This is a genomic window from Rhodococcus sp. G6(2025), from assembly GCF_058628105.1.
Window position 1 is genome coordinate 5,977,877 of the sequence record NZ_CP179750.1, and the last position, 12,328, is coordinate 5,990,204.

A 12,328-nucleotide genomic window follows, 5' to 3' on the forward strand; every position below is an offset into this window, starting at 1 on the left:
CATGCACTTCGGCTACTGGACGCCCATCTACGGCGGCTTCCTGCGCAACCTCGGCGACGAAGGGATGCCCGCCACCTGGGCCTACGTCAAGAAGCTCGCACAGCTCGCCGATCGTCTCGGATACCACACCACCCTCGTGCCCGAGCTCTATCTCAACGACCGCAAGGGCGTCGACGCGCCCAGCCTCGAGGCGTGGTCGCTGTCGTCGGCGATCCTCGCGGTCACCGAACAACTCCGGGTGATGACGGCGGTGCGACCGGGATTCCACCTGCCGGCGGTCACCGCGAAGGAATCGGCGACGATCACCGACATCGCCGGAACAACCGAGGCGGGTGCGGCACGGTTCGCGCTCAACGTCGTCGCCGCGTGGTGGGAGGAGGAAGCCCGACAGTACGGCGGCGCCTTCACCCGGCACGACGATCGATACCGGCAGGCCACCGAATTCGTCGACGTTCTCCGTGGGCTCTGGGAGCACACCCCGTTCACCTACCAGGGCGAGCACTTCAGCGTGCGCGACTCGATCCTGTCGCCGAAGCCCGGCATCCATCCCCCGGTCTTCGCGGGCGGGGAGAGCGAGAGCGGCCGCGAATCGATCGCGACCTTCGCCGACTCGTATGTGCTGCACGGCGGCACCGTCGAGGAGGTGCGCACGAAGATCGCGGACATGAACGCACGGTCGCAGCGAATCCACCAGCGGGACATGGCCGAATTCGGCATGTCCACGTACATCATCGTGCGCGACACCGAAGCCGAGGCCCGCGCCGAACTCGAACGCATCACCACCGTCGATCCGCACTCGCCCGGGTATGCGTCGTTCGAGGAGTTCGTGAAGAACTCCGAACTCGACGTCGAGCTGTCCAGGCGCGAGTACTCCGTCGGCACACGTGGACTGCGTCCCGACCTCGTCGGCACACCGGAACAGGTCGCCGAGAAGATCCGCGCCTACCAGGATGCCGGTCTCACCCTGCTGCTCATCCAGTGCTCCCCCGCGCACGAGGAACTCGAGCGCATCGCCGAGCAGGTCTTCCCGCTCGTCCCCACCCGTGAGTACTTGTTAACCACGGGCGGTTAACAAGTACTCACGGGTCGGGCCTTGACCGGACCACTCGCCGCGAGTAAGGATGAATATGTTCTGTGCGCGGCGATTTCATTCCCGGAGAGAGGAATTCACACCCCCAGGACCAATGGCGGCGCACCCGTTACATACGGCCGCACGAGGGCCGCGCGCGCAGCGCGAGGGGATGTGTCATGACAGACATCGAGGTCGACTATTGCGTCGTAGGCGCCGGATTCGCCGGACTGACGGCGGCACTGCGCCTGAAGCAGGCCGGACAATCGGTCGCGCTCGTGGAGGCGCGTGACCGGATCGGCGGCCGAACGTTCACCGAGGTCCGCGAAGACGGTTCGTGGATCGATCGGGGCGGTGCGTGGATCGGGCCGGGACAGGACCGGATCTACGCCCTGATGGACGAATTCGGCGTCAAGAGTTACAAGCAGTACACCGACGGCGAGGCGATGATGGTCGTCGACGGCAAGCAGTACCGGTACAGGGGCACGATTCCCCTGACGATGAGTCCGTGGGCGGCCGCGAATCTCGGCGCCGTGTTCGTCGAACTCGGCGAGATGTGCAAGACGATCCCGCTGGACGCGCCGTGGGAGGCGAAGAAGGCAGCGAAGTGGGACTCGATCAGCCTCGCCAAATGGCTCGGCGACAACACGCTGTCCACACCCGCCCACGACCTTCTCGAGACCGCCATCGCCGGCTGCTACACGTCCGCGGCGTCCGAGGTGTCGATGCTGTTCGTCCTGTACCAGATGGCATCCGGCGGCGGTCCGAGTTTCGTCCTCGGTGTGAAGGACGCCGCCGAGGACGCGCGGCCGGTCGGCGGAATGGGTGCCGTCTATCGTCCGATGGCAGCCGAGATCGGCGACGCGCTCCACCTGTCACAACCCGTCCGGGACATCGCGCAGGACGGCGACGGCGTGACCGTCCGCTCCGCGGATCTGGCCGTGCGGGCCCGGAGAGCGATCGTCGCGGTACCCCTCGCGATCGCGAGCCAGATCGTCTACGAACCGCTGCTGCCGATGGATCGGTCCTTCCTGCACCAGCGAATGCCGAGCGGTGCGGTCATGAAGATCGCCGTCCTCTACGACGAACCCTTCTGGCGCGCCGCCGGACTGTCGGGGCAGTCGGCGGCACCCGACTCCCCCGCGACCGTCACCATCGACGCGAGCACGGATACGGGACGTCCCGGTGTTCTATGCGTGATCGTCGAGGGACCGATCGCCCGCAAGCTCGGGACACTGCCGGAAGCGGAACGGAAGAAGGCCGTGCTCGGCGAGTTGACCGCGAGGTTCGGAAATAAGGCAGCCTCCCCCGTCGACTACATCGAGCAGAACTGGAGCGTCGAGCGCTACTCCGGCGGCGGCATGCTCAGTCATGCGCCGACGGGAGTGCTCACCCAATTCGGGCACGCCCTCCGCAAGCCCTGCGGTCGCATTCACTGGGCCGGCACGGAGAGTTCGTCCGTGATGTGCGGCTGGGTCGACGGGGCCATCCGGTCCGGGGAGCGCGCCGCCCGGGAAGTCACCGAACACGACGGCGTGCTGTCACCCGCCCACGCTCAGTAATAGACGGCGCCCGGAGCACCACCGCCGACGGCCACCGCGTCGCCGGTGATCCCGACACTGCGCGGTGACGCCAGGAACGTGACGACGTCCGCGACCTCGCTCGCGTCGATCAGCCGGTGGATCGAGTTGGTGGCCAGCCGCGACTCCAACTCGGCGACCGGTACACCTTCGTCCTCGGACTGCTTGGCCAACCGGTCGACGAGTCGCTCCGTCCGCGTCGGTCCCGGATGCACCACCGTCACGTTGATTCCGTGCGGTCCGAGTTCGTCGGCGAGGTTCTTCGTCAGCGCCGACACACCGACGTTCCGCACGGTCTGCGCGATGGAATTGGCCTGGCGTGCACCGAGCCCGCTGATATTGATGATCCGTCCCCACCCCTGCTCCACGAGGTGCGGTGCCACCGCGCGGGCGGTCCGCAGATAGCCGAGCACCTTGATCTCGAGTTCGGCGCGCACCACGTCGTCGGTGGTGGACGCGAAGTCGCTCGGCTTGCCGGCACTCCACGGTTCGGCCGCGGCGTTCACGAGAATGTCGACGCCGCCGAGTTCGTCCACCGTCCGCTGCACGAGGGCGCGCACCGAACCGTCGTCGCCGGTGTCGGTGGGGACGCCGATCACCCGGCGCCCGGTCTCCTGCGACAGCGTCTTCGCCGCCAATTCCAGCGCCTCGACGCCCCTGGCCGCGAGCACCACGTCGACCCCCTCCGACGCGAGGCTCCGCGCGATCGCGAAACCGATTCCGCGGCTGCCGCCGGTGACGACGGCCCGCTTGCCGCCCAGACCGAGATCCATGTCGTTCTCCTCATCTCCACTGTCCACCCCTCGGTTCGAGGGTAGGACCGCGGCGGTCGGGAGTCACGGATTCGGTTCAGCGTGAGGCCAATTGCGCTCCGCACCCGTGCGCCTTTCTGGTAGCAGTCACTACCAAAATGGCGCACGGGCGGCGAAGCCGCCTACCGCTGGATCGACTTGATCTCGAGGAACTCCTCGAAGCCGAGGACGCCGGCCTCGCGGCCGATGCCCGACTGCTTGTACCCGCCGAACGGGGCGTTGGTGTTGAACGCGCCGCCGTTCACCTCGACCTGGCCGGCGCGCAGCTGCCGCGCGACGCGGTCGGCCCGGTCCTGGTCACCGGACCACACGCCGGCGGCGAGGCCGTACTCCGTCGCGTTGGCGATCCGCACGGCGTCGTCCTCGTCCTGGTATCCGATGATCGACAGGACGGGGCCGAAGATCTCCTCCTTGGCGATGGTCATGTCCTCGGTGACACCGGAGAACACGGTGGGGCCGACGAAGTAGCCGGATTCCTGGCCGGTCTCCCGGCCGTCGAGTACGGCGTGCGCGCCTTCCGCGATGCCCTGTTCGATGTAGCCGCGCACCCGCTTCAGCTGGTTCGAGTTCACCAGCGGCCCCAGCACCGAGGTGGCGGCCGTCGGATCGCCGACCGAGTAGTTCTGCGCGACCTGCGCCGCGATGGCGGCGGCCTCGTCCACCTTGCCCGCGGGGACCAGCATCCGGGTCAGCGCCGAGCAGGTCTGACCGGAGTTGAGGAAACACTTGGCCACTCCGTCGGTGACCGCCTTCGTCAGGTCGGCGTCGTCGAGGATGACGTTGGCGGACTTGCCGCCGAGCTCGAGTGCCACCTTCTTCACCGTCTCGGCCGCGACCACCGCGACCCTCTTGCCCGCGCGGGTGGAGCCGGTGAACGAGACCATGTCCACCTCGGGATGGCCGGCGATCGCCTCGCCCACGACGGGCCCGAATCCGCTGACGAGGTTGAACACGCCTGCCGGCAGACCGATTTCGTCGAAGACGTCGGCGAGCGCGTACGTGGCGAGCGGCGCCACCTCGGTCGGCTTGAGCACCACGGTGCACCCCGCGGCCAGAGCACCGCCGACCTTGAGCACCACCTGGTGGAGCGGGAAATTCCACGGGGTGATCGCCCCGACCACACCGATCGGCTCGCGCACGATCAGCGAGTTGCCCACCTCGTGGGCGTCGAAGTCATAGGTGGCGGCCAGTTCGGCGAACGCGGCGAGGTTCGCGAGCGGCATGCCGATCTGGATGGGCTTCGCGAATCCCAGCGGCATGCCCATGTCGCGGGACACCAGGGCAGTGAAGTCGTCGAGGCGCTCCTGGATCAGCGCAGCGGCCTTCCGGAGGTACTCGCCGCGTTCCTTGCCGCTGAGCGCAGACCACGCGGGGAAGGCTGCTCGCGCGGCCTTCGCGGCGCGATCGACGTCGTCGGCGGTGCCCTCGGCGACCACCGCGATGACGTCCTCGGTGGCCGGATTCACCACGTCGATCCGGCCCGTCCCCTGCGAATCGACCCAGGATCCGTCGATGTAGATCTTGGTCCGGTCCAGAACTTCGCTCATCGGTCAGCCTCCAGTGAAAGTGTTGCGGATCCCCTGCCGCCCCGCAGCCTACGACCGGAATCGTCCGGCGAGGGGCGAATGCGATCTCCCCGAACCACACACCGGGACGGCACCGATCACGGACCATCGACTACGGCAGCACATCAATAGGAGGAGCGATCAGATGCGCACGCAGTCACCGGCACGCGCCCTTCTCGGCGTACTCGGAATCGCCGCCGCGCTCACCGCCTCGGCCTGTGGCTCGACGGACGAGACGGGGACCGCCGAACCCTCGCGTGACATCACCGTCACGAGATCCGCACCGTCCGAGGCGACCGCACCGCACCCCGACCGCTGCCTGATCGGCGAACTACAGGTGACGCTCGGACAGGCGAGCGGGGCCGCCGGATCTCAGGAGATCCCGCTCGTCTTCACCAACACCGGCACCCGCAGCTGCGTCCTCCACGGATACCCCGGGGTCTCGTACGTCGCGTCCCAGGGCGGTCCGCAGGTAGGTGCCGCGGCCGAGCGGGACGGCGGAACCGAGACTCCGGTGACGGTCGCCCCGGGCGCACGGGCCACCGCAGCGGTGCGTGCCACGGTGGTGCAGAACTATCCGGCCGAGACCTGTGGCCCCACTCCGGTCGCGGGATTCCGGGTGTACCCACCCGACGACACCGGGTCGGTATTCCTCCCCTACCCCACCACCGGCTGTTCGCAGACCGGCGTGAAACAGCTGTCGGTGCAGCCCGTGATCGGGTGACCTGGTTCACCCGCCCCGGGTGAATCGGCTCACCCTGTTCCCGACCTACCGTCGGGCTACCGACTCGCGTAGAAGGAAGGCGGAGACATGTTCGAGATCATCCGCGAAGTGCATTCCGAGGTTCAGCACCGCCGCGGTCCGCGGCACCACCACCATCTCCTCACCCGACCGCAACGCCGGTCGCGGATCCTGAAGCACTTCCACATGTGATCCACCGGGGCGGCCGGCCCTCGAACCGGACCTGTTCCTTGCCTTCGCTAACAATTGTCGCGGATGGGTACTATCCGACGTCGTGACTGACAGCAGGCTGGAATCGGCGAAAGTGTCCAGAGACGACTCGGACGAGTCGCCGATCGGGACCCCGCCCCAGTCATCTCCCCTCGGTCAGTCGGTCCGCTCCGCCCGCCTTCTCGCGATCATCGCCTCCGTCTTCGGAGTGCTGCTCACGTTGTCGCTCCCGTTCCTTCCGGTCGAGCAGGACAGCGCGACCCTCAGCTGGCCGCAGAACGGCAGCACCGGAAGCGTCGAGGCACCGCTCGTCACCTACGCGCCGCTGAGCCTCGACGTGCAGATCCCCTGTTCGGCGGTCGGCGAACTCGCCGACCGCGGCGGGATCCTGACCTCCACCGCCCCCGCGGGCGCCGCCGACGCCGGGAGGTACGGACTGGTCGCCAGGGTGAATCCCGCGACCCCGGACGGTCCCGCCGGCGTCGAGGTGCTGTTGCGGAACAAGGTGCTGCTGTCATCGCCGCTGGACCAGCTACCCGCAGACTGCGCGCTCGTGGTGTCGTCGGATTCCACGCGGACCACCGCCGGTTTCGGCGCGGCAGGCCAGGACGCACCGACCGTCGTCGACGGCGACCTCCGCCCGCAGATGGTGGGCATCTTCAGCGACCTCGACAGTGCGGCGCCCGACGGACTGCAGGTGACCGCTGAGATCGACAGCCGCTTCTCGTCGACGCCGTCGACCCTCAAGTTCGTCGCCGTGGTGGTGGGCGCGCTCGCGACGATTCTGGCGCTGGTGGCGCTGCACCGTCTCGACGACGTGGACGGGCGCCGGGCACGACGATTCCTGCCCACCCGCTGGTGGTCGTTCGGGGCCGTCGATGCCGTCGTCATCGGCACGCTGGTGCTGTGGCATTTCATCGGCGCTTCCACCTCCGACGACGGCTATCAGTTCAACATGGCCCGCACGTCCGAGGCGGCGGGTTATATGGCCAATTACTTCCGCTGGTACGGCGTCCCGGAGGCGCCGTTCGGGTCTCCGTATTACGACGTCCTCGCGGTGCTGGCGAACATCACACCGGCGAGCCCGTTCGTGCGTCTGCCCGCGCTGCTCGCCGGTATCGTCGCGTGGCTGGTGATCAGCCGTGAGGTCGCACCGCGACTCGGCGCCGCGGTCCGGGGCAACCGGCTCGCGCTGTGGACCGGCGGATTGGTGTTCCTCGCGTTCTGGCTCCCGTACAACAACGGTCTGCGGCCCGAGCCGATCGTCGCGGTGGGCGTGCTGCTCACGTGGTGCTCGGTGGAACGCGCCGTCGCGACCCGGCGACTGCTGCCCGCCGCGGTGGCGATTCTGGTCGGTGCGGCGACGCTGACCGCGGGGCCGTCCGGGTTGATCTGTTTCGGCGCCCTGGTCGCGGGCGCCCGGCCGATCCTGCAGATCGTGATCGCGCGGGCCAAGACGGTGGGGTACGTCGCCTTGCTGGCGCCGCTCGTCGCGTCGGGGACGGTGATCCTGGTGGCGGTGTTTGCCGACCAGACCCTCGCCGCCGTCATGGAGATGCAGCACGTACATGCGATCGGCCCCAACGTTCCCTGGTTCGACGAGTACCTCCGCTACCAGTACCTGCTGAACATCTCGGTCGACGGTTCACTGGCGCGCCGGTTCGGCGTGTTCGTGATGGTGCTGAGCCTGGCCGTGACGGTCTTCGTGATGCTCCGCAAGGGCGGCCGGATCCCCGGGACCGCGGCCGGACCGTCGCGGCGGCTCATCGGCATCACGCTTGCCGCGATGGGGCTGATGATGTTCACGCCCACCAAGTGGACGCACCACTTCGGCATCTACGCCGGCCTCGCAGGGTCGCTCGCCGTCCTGGCGTCCGTGGCGGTGAGCACCGCCGTGGTGCGCTCGCCGCGCAACCGCGCCCTGTTCGCGGCCGCCGTGCTGTTCCTGCTGGCGATGTGTTTCACCAGCACCAACGGGTGGTGGTACGTGTCCAGTTACAGCGTCCCGTGGTGGGACAAGCCGGTGTCGATCGCCGGCCTGGGCGCCGGCACGATCCTCCTCGGCGCCACGCTGGTGATGCTGCTGATCGCGGCGTGGTGCTACTTCCGCGAGCCCTACACCCGGACCGACGCCGTGCGGCGACGCCGGTTGTGGGCGATCCCGCCGTTGACGGTGGCGGCCGCCGCGATGGTGCTGTTCGAGGTGCTGTCGATGGCGAAGGGCGCGGTCGCGCAGTATCCCGCGTTCTCCCTCGCCCGTTCCAACGTCGACGCCGTCACCGGCGCACCGTGCGGTCTCGCCAACGACGTCCTGCTCGAAACCGATCCGAACGCGTCGCTGCTGCAACCGCTGTCCGGCGACGCCGCCACCGCCCTGGCGGGTACCGGCACCGTCGGCTTCACACCGAACGGCGTCGCCGGCGACCTCAGTGCCGACGAGGAATCGTCGGATGCGGGTGTCGCCAACTCCGTCAAGACCGACAACACCGAGCAGACGGCGTCGAGCAATGCTGCGGGCACCGGCGGCGGCGCCGGCGCGGTGGGCGTCAACGGCAGCGCGGTGGCCCTGCCGTTCGGCCTCGACCCCGACCGCACGCCGGTCCTCGGCAGCGACGGCAGCGACGGCGACGCGTCACTGACCACCGATTGGTACCGGTTGCCGAATCCCGACTCGGACGCCGGGGCGGGCGACATCATCTCCATCGCCGCGGCGGGTCGCATCCACTCCGTCGACGCGGACGGCGTCGTCACGTACGGCCAGAACCTCGAGGTGGAATACGGCACCACGGGGCCGGACGGCGCGGTCGCGGTGGCGGGACGCGTGACGCCGATCGACATCGGCCCGGCACCGTCCTGGCGAAATCTGCGCGTTCCGCTCGATTCCCTGCCGGACGATACGGATGTGATCCGACTCGTGGCGTCGGATTCGGACAGTGATCCGCAGCAGTGGCTGGCGGTGACACCGCCGCGTGTTCCGCGGACGCAGACACTGAACGACGTGATCGGATCCGACGCACCCGTGATGATCGACTGGGCTGTGGGACTTGCCTTTCCGTGCCAGCGACCGTTCGACCACCGCACCGGGGTCGCGGAGGCGCCCGAGTACCGGATCCTTCCCGACCGTCCCGGCGCGATCATGACGAGCCTGTGGCAGGACCGGTACGGCGGAGGCCCCCTGGGCTGGATCGAGATGACCCGGGCGAGCCGAACCATACCGTCGTATCTGCGGGACGACTGGGACCGTGACTGGGGCGGAGTGGAGCAGTACTCCCCGCTCGACCCCGACGCGAAGACCGCGGAGATCGACACCACCCGGACTCAGCGTTCGGGCATGTGGAACCCGGCGCCGATCATCACGGCCTACTGAGCGTCGGTGACGCGCCCGTGAGCCGGGCGCGTCACCGATCACCTCAGAGTTCGAATTCCGCCGGGGCGATGCCGACGGCGAAACAGGCGTCGCGCACCACGTTTCGCTCGTGCTGGTCGAAGTTGCCGTCGGCGCCACCGATGACGATGCCTATCTGGATGACGGCACGTGCCTGATCCTGCTTGGACTTCAGCTTCGCGATGGTCGCGGTGGCCTCGATCTTGCCGAACTCGAAATCGGACTGCAGCTTGCTGCAGTACCAGTCGAACTTCTGACTCAGCTCGTCCGACGGGAACACACTCAGCGCCTCGTTGCTGGTGATCAGCGCCGCGGTCTTCTGACGCTCGGACGGGTCGATGGTCCCGTCCGCCGCGGCGATGAGGGCGCACATGGCCATGCTGGCGTTGGCGAACTCCTTGTTCTGGAACTGTGCCGTCTTGGTCTTGAGCTGGCCGTTCATCTCGAACGCCTTTGCCTTCAGCTGATCCCAGAAAGCCATTGGACTCCTTCTTCGTGTGCCCACGCACGGTGCGTGTGGTGTCCAATTTGCCAGGTTTCGCCCGGGGGCGTCGCCGCGGTCGGTCTACCAGCGCAGTCGCAGGAATCCGCCGCTAGGGCTGCAGCGCCTGCAGGCCTCCCGTCGGCACGTGGATCCATCCCTCCCGCTCGGCGACGGCGCGGTCGTCGCCCTCGGGTAGTGCTGTGCAGCCGACGGCCGCGGCCCGTGCGATGACGGCGGCCAGCACGGCGTCGAGGGCGTCGTCCGATTCGCGGCAGATCGTCTGGAATGCACCGAGTTCCAACCAGTCCGCGGCCGCCAGGAGCGCGTCGACCAACTCCCCCAGCGTCACCCGGTTCTGAGCGCTCTTGTATCCCCGCGACACCAGCCCCCAGGTGCGCAGCGCGGCCGCCGGATACGCCTCGACCACGCGGCCGTCGACGCGTCCGACGTCGATGCCGAGGTCGCCGAGTTCCGCAAGTATTCCGGCGCAGCGCAACGCGACGTGCGCAATGAGATCCGCCGACACACTGAGCGGGGATATACCCGTCGCGGCCTGCACCACGAGGTCGGTGCGCCGCTTCGTCAACGGTCGACGCCCCTCGCGGTTGGCGAGACCGCTGGCCGCGGACAGTCGGCCGGCATGATGCTCGGACACCATGCGGACGAACGCGTCGGGCCAGCCGAACGGTGCATCGATACCGGTCCTGTCGCAGGCCAGCACGGCCTCGGTGACGGCGTCGTTCCCGGCTCCCAGCCGGACGGACTCGACGCGGGCCACACCGTCGGACCAGTCGATGACCGCCAGGGCCGTCTTCTTCGGTTCGGCCGCCAGGTCGACTCCCACGGTGCGCATCGGCCCAGGCTAGTCCCGACCTGCTGAATCAGAAGAAGTGATGCAACGCATCAGTTAGTTGTTCTGTACAGATTCACTGCCTCCGACCATTGTGGTCTCCACTACTCGACCTAGAAGTGGCGCACTTGCGCCGTTCGGAGGATTGATGCCCGACACCCACGTCGCCCCGATGCTGGAGAAGCACACCATCGGGTTCGTCCCGGAATCCGATCGCCACGGCAAGGTTCGCGATCTGTTCACGCTGTGGTTCGGCGGCAACCTCGCCCCGCTCCCGATCGTGACCGGCGCCCTCGGCCCCAGTCTGTTCGGACTCTCGCTGTGGTGGAGCCTCGTCGCGTTCGTCGTCGGACATCTCGCCGGCGGCGCCCTGATGGCGTTGCATTCGGCGCAGGGACCCCAGATGGGGATCCCCCAGATGATCCAGAGCCGCGGCCAGTTCGGCACGTTCGGGGCGCTCATCATCGTGGTGATCGCCGCCGTCATGTATCTCGGCTTCTTCTCGTCGAACATCGTCCTGGCCGGCCAGTCGATGCACGGGATCGTGAACGGCATACCCGTGGACGTGGGAATCGTGGCCGGGGCTCTCGGCTCCGCCGTCATCTGCATCATCGGCTACCGGTTGATCCACATCCTCAACCGCATCGGAACCTGGGTCCTCGGGATCGGAATCCTGGTGGGCTTCTTCGCGATCCTGACTGGCGACCTGCCGTCGGACTTCCTCACACGGGGCGACTTCAACTTCGCCGGCTGGCTCGCCACCGTGTCGCTCGGCGCACTCTGGCAGATCGCGTTCGCACCCTATGTGTCCGACTACTCGCGGTACCTCCCCAAGGACGTCGGTGTGCCGTCGACGTTCTGGGCGACCTACCTCGGTTGCACCCTCGGCTCGTTCCTCGCCTTCGCGTTCGGCGCGGTCGTCACGCTGGCCGCACCGATCGGCATGGGCACGATGGACGGCGTCAAGGCGACGACGGGAAGCCTCGGCAGCATCATGCTGGTGCTGTTCCTGCTCAGCGTCATCAGCCACAACGCGCTGAACCTGTACGGCGCCGTCCTCGCCATCATCACGTCGGTCCAGACGTTCCGCGCCCGCTGGATTCCGACCGCCCACGCCCGCATCATCCTCTCGACGATCATCCTCGTCGCGGCGTCCGTCGTCGCCATCGCGCTGTCGGCCGACTTCGTCGCGCACTTCGTCGATCTGGTGGTCGTCCTCCTGGTGGTCCTGGTGCCGTGGACGGCGATCAACCTCATCGACTTCTACATCATCCACAAGGGCGTCTACGACCTCGAGTCGATCTTCCGCTTCGACGGCGGCGTCTACGGCCGGTTCAACTGGACGGCAATCACCGCCTACCTGCTCGGCATCGTCGTCCAGATTCCGTTCATGGCCACATCCCTCTACACGGGCCCGGTGTCCGCGTTCCTCGGCGGCGCCGACCTGTCCTGGGTGGCCGGACTCGTGGTGACCGGACCCCTCTACCTGCTCCTCGCGCGGCGCGGCTCGACCGGAGCGAAGAGCACGTCCGCCGCGACGCGTGAGCCTGCGCGCCTGTAGTCCTCGAACACCGCACCGCCCGAGCCCGTTACAGGCTCGGGCGGTGTGCGTGGTGCCCGCCCCTGTCCGC

The 12,328-nt window shown here is 68.1% G+C and carries 10 protein-coding genes; 6 read left to right on the forward strand and 4 right to left on the reverse strand.

What is annotated here, in order from left to right:
• Window position 1: 1 nt before the first annotated feature.
• Both ACLIVD_RS27680 and ACLIVD_RS27685 read left to right on the forward strand, forming a co-directional pair.
• Entirely contained in the window at window positions 2-1,072 is a 1,071-nt protein-coding gene (locus ACLIVD_RS27680; protein WP_283331197.1) for an LLM class flavin-dependent oxidoreductase, read from the forward strand.
• Between the two features lie 176 nt (window positions 1,073-1,248).
• Window positions 1,249-2,631: a flavin monoamine oxidase family protein gene (locus ACLIVD_RS27685; protein ID WP_491930949.1), complete on the forward strand. Its 1,383-nt coding sequence runs from the start codon at window positions 1,249-1,251 to the stop codon at window positions 2,629-2,631.
• On the opposite strand, the gene ACLIVD_RS27690 is transcribed toward ACLIVD_RS27685, so the two are convergent.
• Both ACLIVD_RS27690 and ACLIVD_RS27695 read right to left on the reverse strand, forming a co-directional pair.
• On the reverse strand, window positions 2,625-3,422 hold the full coding sequence (locus ACLIVD_RS27690; protein WP_491930950.1) for an SDR family NAD(P)-dependent oxidoreductase: 798 nt from the start codon (window positions 3,420-3,422) through the stop codon (window positions 2,625-2,627). The genes ACLIVD_RS27685 and ACLIVD_RS27690 overlap by 7 nt on opposite strands.
• Window positions 3,423-3,583: 161 nt before the next feature.
• The gene (locus ACLIVD_RS27695) at window positions 3,584-5,008 is read right to left on the reverse strand and encodes an aldehyde dehydrogenase family protein (protein WP_283331194.1); all 1,425 of its coding nucleotides are present in this window, start codon (window positions 5,006-5,008) and stop codon (window positions 3,584-3,586) included.
• 163 nt (window positions 5,009-5,171) lie between these two features.
• Here ACLIVD_RS27695 and ACLIVD_RS27700 point away from each other — a divergent pair, with 163 nt between their 5' ends.
• The 3 genes from ACLIVD_RS27700 (at window position 5,172) to ACLIVD_RS27710 (ending at window position 9,345) form a co-directional block, all read left to right on the forward strand.
• The gene (locus ACLIVD_RS27700; protein ID WP_477952683.1) at window positions 5,172-5,750 is read left to right on the forward strand and encodes a DUF4232 domain-containing protein; all 579 of its coding nucleotides are present in this window, start codon (window positions 5,172-5,174) and stop codon (window positions 5,748-5,750) included.
• An 87-nt stretch (window positions 5,751-5,837) separates the two neighbouring features.
• Entirely contained in the window at window positions 5,838-5,960 is a 123-nt protein-coding gene (locus tag ACLIVD_RS27705) for a hypothetical protein (protein ID WP_283331192.1), read from the forward strand.
• Between the two features lie 112 nt (window positions 5,961-6,072).
• Window positions 6,073-9,345 carry an arabinosyltransferase domain-containing protein gene (locus ACLIVD_RS27710; protein ID WP_491930951.1) on the forward strand — a complete coding sequence of 1,091 codons (3,273 nt, stop codon included), beginning with the start codon at window positions 6,073-6,075 and terminating at the stop codon, window positions 9,343-9,345.
• 43 nt (window positions 9,346-9,388) lie between these two features.
• Here the strand turns inward: ACLIVD_RS27710 and ACLIVD_RS27715 are convergent, their stop codons facing one another.
• Both ACLIVD_RS27715 and ACLIVD_RS27720 read right to left on the reverse strand, forming a co-directional pair.
• Window positions 9,389-9,844 (reverse strand): tellurite resistance TerB family protein, encoded by a 456-nt coding sequence (locus ACLIVD_RS27715; RefSeq protein ID WP_005254018.1) that lies wholly within the window; start codon window positions 9,842-9,844, stop codon window positions 9,389-9,391.
• 112 nt (window positions 9,845-9,956) lie between these two features.
• A complete protein-coding gene (locus ACLIVD_RS27720; RefSeq protein WP_283352674.1) occupies window positions 9,957-10,700 on the reverse strand; it encodes a DUF429 domain-containing protein in 744 nt (247 codons plus the stop codon).
• 145 nt (window positions 10,701-10,845) lie between these two features.
• On the opposite strand from ACLIVD_RS27720, the gene ACLIVD_RS27725 reads away from it, so the two are divergent.
• Complete coding sequence (locus tag ACLIVD_RS27725; RefSeq protein ID WP_283331190.1) at window positions 10,846-12,258, forward strand: purine-cytosine permease family protein; 1,413 nt, start codon at window positions 10,846-10,848, stop codon at window positions 12,256-12,258.
• The last annotated feature ends 70 nt before the right edge of the window (window positions 12,259-12,328 follow it).